General features: G+C 64.5%; 12 protein-coding genes. 7 read left to right on the plus strand and 5 right to left on the minus strand.

Features of this window, described 5'->3' with window-relative positions; genetic code table 11:
* The first annotated feature begins 60 nt into the window (after positions 1 to 60).
* The 4 genes from XH98_RS12730 (at position 61) to XH98_RS12745 (ending at position 4,366) form a co-directional block, all read left to right on the plus strand.
* The gene (locus XH98_RS12730; RefSeq protein WP_271618767.1) at positions 61 to 1,536 is read left to right on the plus strand and encodes a DASS family sodium-coupled anion symporter; all 1,476 of its coding nucleotides are present in this window, start codon (positions 61 to 63) and stop codon (positions 1,534 to 1,536) included.
* 254 nt (positions 1,537 to 1,790) lie between these two features.
* Positions 1,791 to 2,909 (plus strand): methionine ABC transporter ATP-binding protein, encoded by a 1,119-nt coding sequence (locus XH98_RS12735; RefSeq protein WP_271618768.1) that lies wholly within the window; start codon positions 1,791 to 1,793, stop codon positions 2,907 to 2,909.
* Entirely contained in the window at positions 2,899 to 3,564 is a 666-nt protein-coding gene (locus tag XH98_RS12740) for a methionine ABC transporter permease (RefSeq protein ID WP_271618769.1), read from the plus strand. The genes XH98_RS12735 and XH98_RS12740 overlap by 11 nt, the downstream gene beginning before the upstream one ends.
* 28 nt (positions 3,565 to 3,592) lie before the next feature.
* Positions 3,593 to 4,366: a MetQ/NlpA family ABC transporter substrate-binding protein gene (locus XH98_RS12745; RefSeq protein WP_271618770.1), complete on the plus strand. Its 774-nt coding sequence runs from the start codon at positions 3,593 to 3,595 to the stop codon at positions 4,364 to 4,366.
* A gap of 60 nt (positions 4,367 to 4,426) precedes the next feature.
* Here XH98_RS12745 and XH98_RS12750 read toward each other — a convergent pair whose 3' ends face one another.
* Entirely contained in the window at positions 4,427 to 4,969 is a 543-nt protein-coding gene (locus XH98_RS12750) for a helix-turn-helix domain-containing protein (protein WP_271618771.1), read from the minus strand.
* Positions 4,970 to 5,162: 193 nt separating this feature from the next.
* On the opposite strand from XH98_RS12750, the gene XH98_RS12755 reads away from it, so the two are divergent.
* Positions 5,163 to 5,978: a hypothetical protein gene (locus tag XH98_RS12755; RefSeq protein WP_271618772.1), complete on the plus strand. Its 816-nt coding sequence runs from the start codon at positions 5,163 to 5,165 to the stop codon at positions 5,976 to 5,978.
* A 63-nt stretch (positions 5,979 to 6,041) separates the two neighbouring features.
* Here XH98_RS12755 and XH98_RS12760 read toward each other — a convergent pair whose 3' ends face one another.
* The gene (locus XH98_RS12760) at positions 6,042 to 6,728 is read right to left on the minus strand and encodes a c-type cytochrome (RefSeq protein ID WP_271618773.1); all 687 of its coding nucleotides are present in this window, start codon (positions 6,726 to 6,728) and stop codon (positions 6,042 to 6,044) included.
* 136 nt (positions 6,729 to 6,864) lie between these two features.
* On the opposite strand from XH98_RS12760, the gene XH98_RS12765 reads away from it, so the two are divergent.
* Positions 6,865 to 7,623 (plus strand): CBS domain-containing protein, encoded by a 759-nt coding sequence (locus XH98_RS12765; RefSeq protein ID WP_271598815.1) that lies wholly within the window; start codon positions 6,865 to 6,867, stop codon positions 7,621 to 7,623.
* A gap of 43 nt (positions 7,624 to 7,666) precedes the next feature.
* Here the strand turns inward: XH98_RS12765 and XH98_RS12770 are convergent, their stop codons facing one another.
* Together XH98_RS12770 and XH98_RS12775 are read right to left on the minus strand one after the other, a co-directional pair.
* The gene (locus XH98_RS12770) at positions 7,667 to 7,804 is read right to left on the minus strand and encodes a hypothetical protein (RefSeq protein WP_157083700.1); all 138 of its coding nucleotides are present in this window, start codon (positions 7,802 to 7,804) and stop codon (positions 7,667 to 7,669) included.
* Positions 7,805 to 7,826: 22 nt separating this feature from the next.
* Positions 7,827 to 8,129: a hypothetical protein gene (locus tag XH98_RS12775; protein WP_271598816.1), complete on the minus strand. Its 303-nt coding sequence runs from the start codon at positions 8,127 to 8,129 to the stop codon at positions 7,827 to 7,829.
* A 403-nt stretch (positions 8,130 to 8,532) separates the two neighbouring features.
* On the opposite strand from XH98_RS12775, the gene XH98_RS12780 reads away from it, so the two are divergent.
* Complete coding sequence (locus tag XH98_RS12780) at positions 8,533 to 11,586, plus strand: ATP-binding protein (protein ID WP_271618792.1); 3,054 nt, start codon at positions 8,533 to 8,535, stop codon at positions 11,584 to 11,586.
* 18 nt (positions 11,587 to 11,604) lie between these two features.
* Here XH98_RS12780 and XH98_RS12785 read toward each other — a convergent pair whose 3' ends face one another.
* Complete coding sequence (locus XH98_RS12785; RefSeq protein ID WP_271618774.1) at positions 11,605 to 15,438, minus strand: Dyp-type peroxidase; 3,834 nt, start codon at positions 15,436 to 15,438, stop codon at positions 11,605 to 11,607.
* Positions 15,439 to 15,697 lie beyond the last annotated feature (259 nt).

Raw genomic sequence — 15,697 nt, forward strand, 5'->3', positions numbered from 1 at the left:
GGACCAAAAGCGGCCCTGCCAATGGGCCGGCACACGCGACGAAATGACAGGGGAGGGCTCATGACCGCGGACACGCAGGCACCTGGGACGAAAAGCTTTCGCTGGAAGTTGATCGTACCGCTGGTGGTCTGGCTGGCGATCTATCTGTGGCCGGTGCCAGCGGGTCTCAACGTCAATCAGTGGCACTATTTTGCGATCTTCGCCGCTGTCATCACCGGGCTGATCCTGGAATCGATGCCGGTTGGCGCAGTCGGCCTGATCGGGCTGACGGTCGCGGGTGTCGCCGGCTATATCGATCCCGATCCCGGCAAATCGCTGCGTTGGATGCTGGCGGGCTTTGCCGAGAGCACGGTGTGGCTGATCGTCGGCGCCTTCGTGTTCTCGATCGGCTATCGCAAGAGCCAGCTCGGCCGGCGCATCGCGCTGGTGCTGGTGCGGCGCCTCGGCACCAACACGCTCGGGCTCGGTTATGCGGTTGCGATGTCGGACTTCCTGCTGGCACCGGCAACGCCCTCCAACACCGCACGCAGCGGCGGCATCGTCTATCCCATCATCAGCAACATCCCGCGCATCTATGGTTCCGAGCCGGGGCCGACCGCCGGCAAGATCGGCACGTATGTGATGTGGACCGCGTTCGCGGCAACCGCGATCACGAGTTCGCTGTTCTTCACGGCGCTGGCGCCGAACGCGGCCGCACTGGCGATCGCCAAGAAGACCGTCGGCGTCGACGTGAGCTGGGGCCAATGGTTCATCGGCTTTGCGCCGCTCGGCATTCTCTTGATGGTCCTCGTTCCGCTGCTCAGCTATCTGATCTGCCGTCCGGAGGTGAAGCGCAGTCCCGAGATCTCGGAATGGGCCGCGAAAGAGCTCGCAGAGATGGGCCCGATGTCGCGCAACGAGTGGATCATGCTGGTGCTGATCGTGCTCGCGATGTTCCTGTGGATCGCAGGCTCCAGCCCGGACATTCACATCCCGGTGCTCGGCTCGAACTTCGTCAATGCCACGACCGTCGTGTTCATCGTGATCTCGCTGATGCTGGTCACCGGCGTGATCGAATTTGCCGACATCGCCAGCGAGAAGAGCGTATGGGAGGTGTTCTTCTATTTCACCTCGCTATTGACGCTGGCCTCGGGCCTCAACGAGATCGGCTTCATCAAATGGTTCGCCAATGAATTCGCAAAGCCGCTCATAGGGCTCTCGCCGTCGACCGCGATGATCCTGCTGGTCGCGCTATTCTTCTGGATCCACTATTTCTTCTCGAGCATCACCTCGCACGCGGCGGCGGTGCTGCCCGTCGTGCTCGCGGTCGGCACCGGCATTCCCGGTCTGCCGGTGACGACGCTGGCCATGCTCTGCATGTATTCACTCGGCCTCATGGGCGTGATCTCGCCCTACGCCACCGGGCCGGCGCCGATGTATTACGGCAGCGGCTATATCGGGAAGGGCCAGTTCTGGGGCTTTGGCCTGATCTTCGGGGTGCTCTATTTCGCCGGGCTATTGGTCATCGTCCTGCCCTGGCTGGCCATGGTCCGGTGAGCTTCCTCGCAGACTGATACCCCGCGGCAGGAGAATTTTCTTCCCCGGCGGGGGATTGGGAAAACTTCGCCCAATCCCCCGCAAATATCTGAAATTGCAAGAAAGACTGGAAAAGGCGATGGTCTGCTGCAATGCAGCGTCGCCACCGGGCGCCTGCTTTGGTTCCACCCATGTCGCTCGGATCGCGACTTGGCCCCGCGTGCGCCTTTCGGGCGGGCGGACGGGCTAAATATCCTTCCATGAAAGCCGCTTCCATGAATGCGCACCCATCGCTGCTGATCGGCGAACCGGTCAAAATCCAAGATGGCTCAGCTCAGCCGGACGCGATGGTCCGCTTCGAGACCGTCGCGAAGACCTATCCGGCCTATCGCGGCAAGCCCGGCGTCGTCGCGCTGCAGGGCATCGATTTTTCCATCGCGCGCGGCTCCGTCACCGGGGTGATCGGTCGCTCCGGCGCCGGCAAGTCGAGCCTGGTGCGGCTCATCAACGGGCTGGAGAAGCCGAGCACGGGCCGCGTCGTGGTCGACAACAGAGACATCTCCGCGCTCATGGGCCGCGAGCTGCGGCTGGCGCAGCGCTCGATCGGCATGATCTTCCAGCACTTCAATCTGCTGTCCTCGCGCACCGCCGCGGACAACATCGCGCTGCCGCTGGAGATCGCCGGCTGGTCCAAAGCCGACATCAGGGCACGCGTGACCGAATTGCTCGCGCTGGTCGGCATCGCCGACAAGCACGACCGCTATCCGTCAGAGCTGTCAGGCGGCCAGAAGCAGCGTGTCGGTATTGCCCGCGCATTGGCGACGCGGCCGAGCGTGCTGCTGTCTGATGAGGCGACCTCGGTGCTCGATCCGCAGACCACGCGCGCGATCCTCGATCTGCTCGCAAATATCAACCGCGAGCTCGGGGTGACCATCGTGCTGATCACCCATGAAATGTCCGTGGTGCGTCAGCTCGCCAGGGACGTCGTCGTCCTCGATGCCGGCCGCGTGGTCGAGAGCGGCCATGTCGCCGACATCTTCACCCATCCCAAGCATCCGATCACGCAATCATTCCTGGCTGAGGTCACCGGCGACAGCCTGCCGGTCTCGCTGGCCAGCCGGATCGTGCAGGAGCCGGGGAGCCACGCCGTGATCCGCGTTCAGGTGCGCGGGGCAGGGGCCGGCGATACGCTGATCGCGCGGCTTGCCCGCGAGCTCGGTCTCGACGTCTCCCTGCTGTCGGCGCGTATCGATGAGATCGGCGGCCAGCATGTCGGCTCGCTCGTTCTGGGCATTCCTGTCAGTGATTCCGGCGGCGAGGGCGCGACGACGCGCACGCTGGCCTGGCTGTCTCAATATCAAGTCTCGGCGGAGCGTCTCGGCTATGTCGCCTGAACTCATCAACCTGATCATCCAGGCCACCTTCGAAACCCTGTTCATGGTTGGAATCGCGGCGGCGCTCGGCACTCTGTTCGGCTTGCCGCTGGGCGTATTCCTGGCGACCAGCCGCAAGGGCGAGCTGTTTGCGGCCCCTGCCGTCAACGCAGCCCTTGGCATGGTCGTCAACGCGACCCGCTCCACGCCCTTCATCATCCTGGTCGTGGCCATCATCCCGTTCACGCGTCTCATCGCCGGCACCTCGATCGGATCAACGGCCGCGATCGTGCCGCTGACGATCGCCTCGACGCCGTTCATCGCGCGCCTGGTCGAGGCTGCGATCCGTGAAGTCGATGGCGGCCTGATCGAAACCGCGTCCTCGTTCGGCGCGTCACCGATCCAGATCGTGTTCAAGGTGCTGATCCCCGAGGCGCTGCCCGGCCTGCTGCTGGCGCTCACCCTCGCAGTGGTCAGCCTGCTCGGCTACTCCGCCATGGTCGGCGCGGTCGGTGGCGGGGGTTTGGGCGATCTCGGCATCCGCTACGGCTACCAGCGCTTCATGCCGGAGATGATGCTGGCTGTGGTCGTCGTGCTGGTCGCGCTGGTACAGCTGGTGCAAAGCGCAGGCGACTATCTGGCGCGGCGGGTCAACCGCCGGCTGCGGCACCGCTGATCCAAACACCCTGAAACTGGAGAGATCGATGCGTTTTCTTGCAACCCTTGCGGCTGCAGCCTTGCTTGCGACCGCGGCGAGAGCCGAAACCATCCGCGTCGGCGTGACCGCCGGCCCCCATGCCGAGATCATGGACGTCGTGAAGAAGGTCGGTGCCGAGCGTGGCCTCGACATCAAGGTCGTCGAATTCACCGACTACGTGATTCCGAACCAGGCGCTGGCCTTGAAGGACCTCGAGGCCAACTCGTTCCAGCACGAGCCTTATCTGAAGAACCAGATTGCCAAGACCGGCTGGAAGATCGTCAAGGTCGCCAACACCATCGGCTCGCCCCAGGGCGTCTACTCGCAGAAATACAAGAAACTCGCCGACCTGCCGGAAGGCGCGCGTGTCGCGATCGCCAACGATCCCTCCAATGGCGCGCGCGGCTTGATGATTCTGGCGCTGCACGGCCTGATCAAGCTGAAGGACCCGAACGACGTGTCCTCGACGATCGCAGACATCACCGACAACCCGAAGAAACTGCGCTTTGTCGAACTCGACGCCGCGCAGCTGCCGCGCGCGCTCCAGGACGTTGATCTTGTCTCGATCAACAACAATTACGCCGTTCAGGCCGGTCTCAATCCCGCAACCGACGCGATCGCCCGCGAAAATCCTGATGGACCATGGGTCAACATCCTCGCCGTGCGCGAAGAGGACAAGGACAAGCCCTGGGTGAAGCAGCTGATCGAGGCCTACCACTCAGACCAGGTGAAGGCGTTCCTGGAGACGCGCTTCAAGGGCACCTACCTGCCGACCTGGTAACCAGTGCGAGCGCGTCGGGCAGTCAACCTGGCACGCTTCAGAGCAGGGGTCGGCGCCCTATCAGCCGGCCGCCAGTTCGACGTCGTCAATCGGCGCCGGGCCGGCGACGAGACTGCCGAGGTCAACCAAGAACAGATCAGCCATGTGGGTCAGCTGGTGGAGCGGGATGCTGACGTCGCCGCGCTCGGCGGATGCGACAAATTCGGGCGAGACGCCGACGAGGTTCGCAACCTGGGCCTCGGTGTAGCCACGCGCCTCGCGCGCGCCTTTGACCTGCGCGCCGATGTATCGCCTGTGCAGCGCCTGCTCCTCCTCGGTCATCATCAGGGCCTGCTCGTCCAGGCTCGCGATGCCGTCGGCGAACGCGACGCCGAGCAGCCGTCGTTTCTGCCAGGCCACCCGGCAGGCCTTGCGCAAGCCGTCGGCGAAGATCAGCGTGGCCTCTTTCGGAAACGCCAGCGACCAATCGAGCTTCAGCCGCGCGCCGGTGCCGGAGACGTCCGCGATGGTGCAGGGGATGCTCACGGTTCCCCTGGCGCCTTCGAACTCGATGATCCCGGTTCTCGCCGTGGATTGCCTGGCCGCAGCGCGCAAGTCACTCATCAAGTCGCTCATGGAGCCCCCGAAAGCATTGCAGCGGATTTTACCGCCCGCCTTCCCCGCGCTCAATCGAACCCGCCCGCCATGGTGAAGGATTGGTTCTCCGCCGGAGCAGGGCACGCCGGCACGGATGAACCTTCCGGGCCAACCCGGTCACCAAGACTGAAGATCGCCCTTCAGCCTTCTGGATAATTCGATGAGATCACTTGCCTTGCTCTGCCTGCTTGCCCTCGCCACGCCGGCCCACGCAGCCTCTTCCGAGCAGCACTATCTCGATCTGCGCGACCGCTACATCGCGAAGTTTTCGAAGGCCAAGGAGAGCGAGGAGACCAGCAGGCAACACGATGTGGCGCTGGGCGAACTGACCGGCGTGCTGCGCGGCCTGATCGGACCAGTCACGATCAAGGGGCTGCCCGCGGAGGGCAAGTCGAACGTCGACACGCTGTTCAAGGACGACATCGGCTTTGGCCATCTTGACGGGCTCGCCTTCGCCACAGCGGGCGACAAGCAACAGGCCGTGGTGACGACGACCACGCTGCTCAAGCGCTGGCTTGCCGACCACCGCAAGGATCCGATGCCGCAAGAGATCGACGCGGCGTTCAGGTCCGACACCTTCTACTATGCCGCCATCCAGGACGCCGCCTTCGCCAAATATGCCGAGTTGCCCATCATCAAGCCGGCATCCGCGAGCATCGCGGTCGCGGTGCTCGGCGTGCGCGGCAATGGCGATTTGAAGGGTCCGCCGCACGAGATCGACGTGGTCGCGATCCGTGGCGAGAAGGTGTTCTTCCTCGCCGCGAGCGAGGCTATCAAGACGGCCGAGATTCCGGCCTGCGAGAAGGTCTGGAAGCAGATGATGGCCAGGAAGACGCCGGAGGATGCCATGGCCCGGGAAGACCAGGCGATGGCGGCCTATACCAAGTGCTTCGCCAAAGAGGCGCCCAGCCAGAGCTGGTTCACCGCGGCGGTCAAGACGGCGCAGGGCCAACTGGAATTGCTGCCGTTGCGCTAGCCGCATCGGCTGCAGATCGCAGCCTCGTGCGAGCATGGTGCCGCCCGGACAGGTGGGCGCATTTCAGCGCCGCTGGTCAGCTCGCAATGTCTCCAGATAGGCCACGACGGCTTCGACCTGGGACTCGGTGAGCCTCGGATTCGGCATGGCTTGGTCTGGTCCCAGTCGCCGATGGCCCGACGTCAGGAAATGCCGCAGGCCGTCCGCGGAGAAGGAGGGGCGGCTGATAATCTCCGGGAAAGCTGGTGGGGACGGGCGAAACGCCGGTGCTTCCTTGGCAGCGTCGGCGACGACGTGGCACGTCCCGCAAGTGGCGTTGACAATCGCGCGCCCCTCGGACACCTGGTCGACAAACAATTGATTGGGAACGGGCAGGGTGAGCGGGATCTGCATGACGATCCAGGCATACCCGCTGCTCCGGTGGCAACCGTTGCATTCGTTTGTCAGCCGGGCATACGATGCCATGAACGCGGGGACGTCCTTCGATTGGAGCGCCTGGCGTACCGCCCGAATCTGCTCCCTGGCGCGATCGGCTTGTGACGGGTTCGCGAGCAACCTGCCGGTGGCATCAAGATTGGCCTCGATCTGTTGAATCTCGTAATTCGCCAGACTCCAATTGCTGAGCTTGCCCGCAAACCAAAGCTTTGCGTGCTGAAGTTGAAGTCTGGTCATGAGGTCGGACAGCGCCGCCGACACATCCGAAGGCGCCGCGACGCTGGAGGCGGACAGCGCGACGATGATCGCACCCAACAGAACCGTTCGTAAGCGCATGTTCGAAATGTTCCGATGTCGGTGTTCAGGATGGCATCACGGACCGGACGGGCGTTGATCCGGATCAAGACGTGGTTTGTCACGGCAAATACCTCTTTGTCTTTCGGAGGACGACATGCGCGCGCACCAGATCATGTCCAGACGCGTTGTGACGATACGGCCGGACGCGCCGGTCGCCGATGCCATCAAGGTGATGCTTGCCCATCACATCAGCGGCCTGCCGGTGGTGGATCCGGCCGGGACGCTCGTCGGCATCCTGTGCGAAAGCGATTTCCTCAGGCGGCCTGAAATCGGCACCGCGCACGAACGCAACCGTTTGCTCACGATGTTGCGCGGAGCCGATCGCACTGCAGCCGAATTCGTCAAGGAGCACGGGCGCACGGTCGAACAGGTGATGACCCGCCAGCCGGTGTCGACCACCGAGCAGGCGCCGCTTGTGGAAGTTGCCGACATGATGGAGCGACGGCATCTCAATCACGTTCCGGTCATGCGTGGCGAGCGCATCGTCGGGATCATCACCCGATCCGACTTCCTGTCCGCGGTTGCCGGCCCGCTGACCAGCGCTTCCGGCTACTCCGGGGATGACGGCCAGATTCGTCGCTCCGTCCTCGCAGCGCTGGCCGGGACACCGTGGCAGCCGGTCTGCTTGAACGTCAGCGTGAAGGACGGCACGGTCACGCTGCGTGGCGTGGTCAGGGGGGAAAACGCGCATCGGGCGGTCATCGTGGCCTGCGAGAACGTTGCAGGCGTTCGCGCGGTGGAGGACCGGCTTTATCTCCAGTCCGACCGACCGGATCCCGAGGACGATTACGGCGGAGGCGATTTCGTGTCGCTGCAGGTGGAGCCATCCACGCTGGACGACGAGCCATTGTAGTCAAAGCGCGCACCCGGCAATCGCCGGGTGCCTCCTCATGAATTTACCTGCCGCGCACGCGGCGGTTTCCGGATGGCACGATACGCTTGGCCAATCTGCCGATCGACGAGGAGACGAGTGCGGTCTCAAGCACTCCGTAGAGCGCGAGCACCATCAATGCCTTGATCGCTTCGTTGGTCATTCGGTGCCCTGCGTCAAATGATCTAGATCGGATGCTTCTCTGGTCGGGTCAGTACGGTCAGCGTGTGGTCGGGATAAGGCTTGTAAACGGTCCGGGTCGCCGTCGCTCGGGCACTGACTTCCGGACGAGCCAGGCGCGCAGTCAGCGTGATCGCCATCATGGCGATGCTGCCGACGAGCACCAGGACGACCACCTTCAGATGGGTCGTCTTATCGACGGTGTAGATCGAGTGGTTCACTGCAGGCTCCATCGTCAACGAGCCGAATTCGTGCTGCTGATGAACCTTTAACGCATCCGTCGGAAGGCCGAAATTCGGGCGGTTCACCTAAGGAAATATCCGTAAGGCCGCATGGAAGAGGGCGCTGGGGCTCGCGGCTGCCCGGCGTTGGCGTCGAGCGTGACACTCGGCATCGTGTCAGCCTTGCATCGGTCGGCCCGGGCATCGCCACGGCGACCTGATCCAATCGGATGTTCGCATCGGCGAGGGGCGGTCAGGAGACTGTTTGTGGCCGCTCAGTAGGAGACCTCACTCAGCGATCACGCAGGTTTTAAACGGGTGGGTTGGTTTCAAGGCGGTCTATCGCTTGCGAATGCCGCCGCGCGAGATTTACCTTTGTGATCCAAGACGCTAGCCGGCAACCCATGGGCGTGTATGATGCCTTGCGGCATCCGGTCTGGCGCCAGTTGGGCCGTGCTTGCTGTTTGGCAACGAGCCGGCCTTGACAGCGATGATCACGCAGACCCGCGACCTGAAAGGCGAACGTCATCGACTGACGGTGCTTTTCTCCGACCTCGTCGGGTCCACCGCGCTGGGCCGGGATATCGAATCGGAACACCTCTCCGAACTGTTGGGCCAGCTCAGGGCCATCTGGCATCGCGCCGTGGCCAAGCATGGCGGCCGCGTTATCAGGACCCAGGGAGATGGTGTCCTCGCCGTGTTCGGCTATCCGCGCTCGGGTGAGGACGACGGTCGTCGTGCAGCCGAAGCCGCCATCGATATTCACCGGTGGGTCGGGCTGTTGCGCCACGATAGCGTGCCGCCGGCCCTGATGCCGCTTCGCATGCATTCGGGCATCCACGCCGGCACCTTGCTCTTGATGGAGGGGGATATCGAGTCCGGCCGATATGACCTGGTCGGCGATGTCGTGAACACGGCGGCGCATCTGTCGCGTCGGGCTGCGCCGGGCGAGATCCTCGCCAGTCTTGATTCCCTCGGGCCGCATGCGAATTTTTTCGAGCTCGGCGGCCCGATTCAGGTGCCTGACGCGGGGCCGGAGATGCCCCAGGCGCGCGCGGTGCTGCGACGAAGCATGGTGACCCGGCGGTTTGACGCAACGTCCCTGCGCGGCTTGACGCCCTTCGTTGGGCGCGACGAAGTATTCGATTTTCTGACCGGCTTTCTCAGCGAACCACACCCGGCCTCGCGACGTTGTGCGGTCGTCGTCGGCGGTCCTGGGCTTGGCAAGACGCGGCTGCTGGAGGAGGTGCTGCGAGACTGCGATACCGACCAGTTCAAGCTGCTGCGGGGCAGTTGCGAGAGCTATGTCGGCGCCGAGGTGCTGCAACCGTTTCTGCAGATGCTGCGCGCCTCATTGGGGATACGACCGGACGCATCGATCGCCGATGCAGACGAGACGGCCCGGGACGCCCTGCAGCCATGGCTCGCCCAACTCGGTCCACGCGCGGAGACGATCATCGCACTGGCCTCGACCGGGGCTGATGCGCGCGGCGGCCAGATGACCGTCGATGGCGTGGTCGGTGACCTGCTCGGGTTCTTTACCGTCTTGTCCGCGCAGGGACCATTGGTGCTGGTGATCGACGATTGGCAATGGTCCGACGACGCGAGCCGGCAGTTGCTGGAGAAACTCCTGCAATTGCCCAATGGACCGCGCTTCATCCTCGCCACCCGGCCGCGCGACGACGGCACCGAGTGGATTTCCGGCGCGCCGCACTTGCTGCTGAGGCCGTTTGCGGGAGGAGAAACCGACATCGCCGTACGACGCTGGGTGCCGCAAGCCGACCCCTTCCTCGTGGCCCGTGTTCACGCCTATGCCGGCGGGGTGCCACTGTTCATCGAAGAGCTGTGCCATTCCATAGCTGCCAACGACAATGATTCGTTCGAAATGCGCAGCAAGCAAGGCGGATGGATCGCCACCCTGGTCGCTTCGCGCCTGGCGCGCCTGCCGCCCGATCAGGTGAAGGTGGTCCGCGCCGCCGCGGTGATCGGAAACACGGTACCGAAAAGTCTGCTCATTGCGGCTTGCGGCAGCGAGCCCGACCCGGCGACGTTGCGGGGATTGGCCGACGCAGATTTTCTCTTCGCCGATCCGGCCGGCGACGCCCTTCGCTTCAAGCACGGCATCACGCGGGACGCTGTCTACGACACCATCACCCTGCACGAGCGTCAGGCCTTGCACCGGCGCATTGAAGCCAGTTTGCTGGCACGGTCCGAGCAGGCCGACCGCGAAGACACGCTGGAAGCCCTGGCCTACCATTCGCGCGGCGCAGGCCATTGGGAAAACGCGGCCCATTATGCCGAACGCGCCGGCGACAAGGCCATGGCGGCCTTCGCCTTGGACCTTGCCGGGTCCCAGTACAAGGCTGCTATGGATGCGCTGGATCGCGTGCCGGATCGCTCGCGCGAGCAATCCCTGCGCTGGTGCTTGCTGGCGAATAAGCTCGGCATGGCCAACATCTTCGATCCGCTGTCGTTGACCGACGATACCAGCGTGTTCGAACAGGCGGTCGCCATCGCGTCATCGCTCGGTGACACCGGCGCGACGGCCAACGCCTATCAGTGGCTTGGCTACATGTGTTACGGCTTTGGCCGCTTTCGCGAGGGTGTGACACACACACGAACGGGACTGGAATGGGCACGCAGGCTCGGCGACCCCCGCCTGATCGCCCGGACCGAAGCCGTGCTGGGCCAGATTCTCGCTGCAAGTTGTCAATACGACCAAGCCACCGCCTTGATCGACGCTGCCATCTCGACCACGCGCAGCCGCCGCCATGGCGCCATCGCCGTCGGCTCGGCCTATTCGCTGTCGTGCAAGGGTAGCATCCTGGCCGATCGGGGCGATTTCGAGGGTGCCCACGAGTGCTTCAACGAAGCGATGAGCCTGGTCGAAGGGTCGACCCATCCGGTCGTCAGCTCGGTGCGCAATTGGGTCTCGGTCGCGTTGGTCTGGCAAGGCCGCTGGCAGGAGGCGGAGCAACTGGCCGTGGAGGGCGCCCGCGCCGCCGGGACCATGCGCAGCCTTTTGATGCTGACGGCGTGCCGCGCGGCGTCCGGCTTTGCCCGCTGGTCCATGACCGGCGATGCCGATGGCTTGCAGCAGCTGCGAAACGCCGCGCAATGGATGGAGCGACGCAACTTCCACTTCTACACCTCGGTTCAATATAGCTGGCTGGTCGAAGCGGCGGCGGCCGAAGGCGACGTCGAGACAGCACGACGGTACGCAGCCCATGTGCTGGGCCGCGCGCGCGAGGGCGAGCGGCTGGGCGAGGCGATGGCCTGCCGCGCGCTTGCGAAGCTCGCGGCGCGACGCGGGGATTTTGGACGTAGCCGGCGCTGGTTGCTGCGCGCCGAAACCTCCGCAGGCTGGCGCGGCTCGCTGCGCGATGCCGCTCTGAATCTGGCTGCGCACGCCGAGCTTCTCGCACTGCAAGGGCAGGGCGAGGCGGCGCGAAAGACTGCAACTGAGGCTGCCGAAAAGCTCCGCGCGCTTGGCATGCGCTGGCACGCGGACCAGACGATCCGCGCCTTGGCCGGCGCGCCTTAAGCGTCCTGCATCTCGGGTTCAGCCCTGCTGCTGGGGCGGCACCCTTCCAGTCATGCTCACAGACAGTGGAATAGGGCCGGGGCGCAACGGCAGCGTCGTTTCCACCAGCGCGCTGAAGAAACCGAGCATCACCGCCAGTGCCGGATCTGCTCCGGGACAGGAATGCGTTGGGTGACCTGCGACCCTGCGGTTGCCGCCGAAGGCGTGATAGATGTCCTGACGGCCTTCGACGAGGTTCTGCTGGGTGGCGGAGACCGCGCCGGCGACGACGATGTCCCCGGGCCTGACCTCGACCTGGTGCCCGTCCTTTCCTCGCATGTGCGTGACGATCGCGGTGCGCCAGATCAATTCGGGCACGGCGCGCAGCTGCATGGCCGGGATGAAGTCGTCTCTCAGCCGGTTGAGAGCATCGGTATAGTCGGCCGCCACGGTGCCGGCGTAGCGCGCACGCAAGGCCCACAAATTTCCTTCGCGCAGCCATTCGTTCAATATCCTGCGCATGTTGCCGTCGGTGGTCGGAATGAAGCCCATCATGGCGCCGGCGATCGTGCGCGCCACGAACGGGACGTCGCCCGCAGCGCGCGGGGAATCGAGGACTGCTCGGGTCACGGGAGCCGTGATCGTCGACTTGAACTTGTCGAGAAAATCGATCATGGCGCTGCGTACGGCGGTGCCATGCGCGGCACCGACCGCTTCCACTTCCTTGTTCGGATGGGGCTGGAAGATGTAGCGCGATGGCGACAGGAAATGGCCGGGATAGAAGGGGGGATCGCCCGGCTTCCAGTCCCAGCGGTAGCCGCCGCGACGGAAGTAGCCGCCATTCTCGCTCAAGCCGAACCACTCCTCGCAGAAGGCGCCCAGCAGCGGATTCACGAGTTCGTGCCCCTCGACGGTCAGGTCCCAGCTCGATGCGCCGTCGGCAGCGGCATAGGCAATCGTCTGCTTGACCATGAAGCCAAGCACCTGCTGCGTGACCTTGCGCGCCATCTCGAATGCGCTCCGCTGGTCGAGGGCCATGATCGCGGCGTTGCAGATCTCGGATTCCTGCTCATAGGCATGATCTTCCTGTCCGGCGTCGCGGCCGAGATACAGAATGCCGAATGACCGCTGCATGCGGGGCAGGTAGCCGGTGATCGTCAGCTTGGTGCCTGAATCGGCAAAGACTTGCTGAACCTCCTCCCGGTCGGCCACGAGGACCCCGAACGGCGTGCGGAGGACGCCGCCGTGGCGCTCGCGGATTGCAGCCCAGATCGATGCGTTGACGAAATGCGAGGCCGAATCCGGATCTTCCAGCGCCGTTTTCCATGCCGCCATCGCCGCGGCTTCGCCTAGCTGGCTCTCGATCTCACGCAGCCGTGCGATCGCTTTTTCGCCGTCGTCCACGCTCCACGTCACCAGCGGCTTGCGGCCTTGGGCCGCCGCCCATTGCTGCAGGCTGGCGAGCGCCTTCTTCGATGGCGCGAACAGATAGGTTCCCCATTCCAGGCGGACGAACGGGCGAGGCTCGTCGTGGAGTCGATCGGACCCGTCGAGCGGCATGTGAACCGTCTTGCCGCCATGCTCGAAACGGAAATGTCGGAGCCGGCCCGGCTCGGCAAGGCCGAGGAACGGATCGCTCTCCCCGGAAAAGGCGCCCGAGCTGTTGCCTGCGACGAGCCAGCTCTGCACCACCTCGAACTGCTCGCCGAGGCTGGCGTTGTAGGCCATGAAGACCAGCCCGCGTTCCTGCTGTAGCGCATCCTTGGCGGCTTGCGGGTCATCGCGCTTGATGGGCGGTCCGTAGGACATGCCGCGCCTGACGATGCGGGGCGGCCGGGCGCCGGCATCCGCCGGGGTGATCGTGACCCGGGGATTGGCACGGCGTATATGGGCGTGATAGGGGCACGATTGGGCCTGCGTGTCGCCATCATAGTTGAAGTCATTGCCCTGCGGGTTGGTTGGCGGATTCGGGATGAGGGGCTGGCCAGCCTTTTGATGGCCGGTGGGCCAGCGCCCCATCATCTTGGCGAGAAGCATCTCGCGCGTCAGGGGCGGGGCGGAGCCACCGGCAACAGCCTCGGTTGCCTGGCGCGCGTCGCGAAGGACCTGCTCGAGCTGTTCCACGTCCTGCCGCAGCTTGCGCAGCGCCAGGAAGCTGCCGTCGCGAAGGAACGCATGAATTCGATTGGTTTCGTCGCCGAACGGGGCCTTCTCGTCGGCCAGGTTCGGGTAGCCACACAGGATTTCGCCGAGATGCACCTGGTTGGAATAACGCGAGCCGGCATCGCTTTGCCGCAGCACAGGGTTCGACGTGCCGTCGGTGAAACCGAAATGGTCCTGCACGTTGCCCGCCGCATCGCGCTGGCGCTGCATCCACTGGATCGAGAGCGGCTTGACGCCGGGATCCACGTCGACCAGACGCTTCATCTCGGCCATCAGCGCTGCTCTGGTCTCCGCCATCGGCGTCGCCGTGGACAAGTGGCGCAGCTGGAGCACCGCATGGACGGCGCTCATGTTGATGCGCGGCGCCGGGTCATCCTCGCGCAGGTCCGGCGCCTCAATGCCGAGCGCCCAGTTGCTTGCCGGCAGGCGCCATCGCTGGGGATGATTCCAGCGCACGTCGCCGAGCAAACCGGCGCGTCGTTCCATGCCCTGCACGAATTCCTCGGGCAGTGAGCGGACCTCATCATCGGACAGTCCGGCGTGACGCAGTCCCTCGACCGTGAAGGCGATATTGGTGACGATCTGCCCTGCGGTCGGAACATCCGCTTCGGAGGTCACCTGAAGCACGTTCAGAAACGCCGCCAATGCGGCCGGACTAGCGAACTGCAACAGCAGCAGGCAGCCGTGATCGGAATCGGGGTAGGCGGTCAGGATCCCGCCCTGCACGTTGCCCCGATCCTGCAACGGCGGCTCGGCCGGCAGCGCGAGGGGAAGGTTGCGCCGCGGCGCCGCGACGTTGGGCGGGGTCATCAGCCAGCGCACGGCCTCTTCATAACGCAGGAGGGCGCGCTTGATGCCGTCGCCGTAGGTGGCGCTGTCGTTCAGCATCAGCACCAGTTCCGGCAGCAGCTCATGCGCCGCGCGGTGCAGGGTCTGCCCATCGTGCGTGCCGGGCGGATAGAAATCGGCCAGATGGTACAGCGCGGCCAGCGCGCGTATGCCGTGATAGAAAGCGGGCCGACCGGCAGCCGCAATCGTGAGCGGCTTGCTGAAGCCGGCATTGGTGGGATCAACGCCGATCGCGCCGTCGACCTCGAATATGGAGCGCCGCGCAATGTCTTCAGGGGAGGGAATTCTGATCCGGGTGACGATCTGGTCTGCATCAGTGCCCGATACGCGCCGATAGACGCGCTCCTCCATCCGCAGAAACCGCGTGTCGTCCACGGTCAGGTCGGGCGTGGCGTAGAGGAAGTAGGCCTCCGACTGCCTGCTCTTCAGCCAAATGCCCCAGTCCTCATAGGTGTTCTCATAACCGAGCACATAGCCCTCGGTGTTGCAGAAGATAAGGTCGAGCAGCCGCGCGGCCTTCTGCCAGATGACGCGGACATAGGCTTCCCAGGAGCCGTCGAATGTCGCGGTCAGAAGCACATAGTCGACTGCGTCCACTGCGTCGTCCTCCGGCTCGAGCACTGCGACTCCCACCGAGTGGATGCGCCCGACACGATCCACTGAATCGGACAGGACGCGGGCGAGTTCGTATTCAAACGCGCTTGCCCGGCCGCCATTCAGCGCGCGCAGGACATATTTGGCGCGTGTCTTGTACGTCGTCGCGTCCAGGGACGACACGAACCCCTTCTTGATCGGAGCCAGCACCCTGAAGTCCGAAGTGCCGCTCATGCTGCCGGTCTTGATCGTCAAATCGCGCCGCATGTCCTGCCTCCCTTGGTGGCCAGCGGCCGAACTGTCGGCGGCGGCCGCGCCCAAAAACAATTTTGCGAACTATTTCAGTCGGTACAGCTTGAGATCGCCGTGTCGATGAGATCGCCCGGCCAAGACAACTTGCCCCACGCCTACGGTCGCAAAATCGGCGGCACCTCAACCCAAAGTCGTCTCCCAAATTCCAACTCTGCTGTTCCCGCGCCGACGCTTCTATGAACTGGCCCACACTTTCGAACTTTTGTTGCGGCAC

The sequence above is a fragment of the Bradyrhizobium sp. CCBAU 51745 genome (genome assembly GCF_028128715.1).
In the GTDB taxonomy this organism is placed as follows: Bacteria; Pseudomonadota; Alphaproteobacteria; order Rhizobiales; family Xanthobacteraceae; genus Bradyrhizobium; species Bradyrhizobium manausense.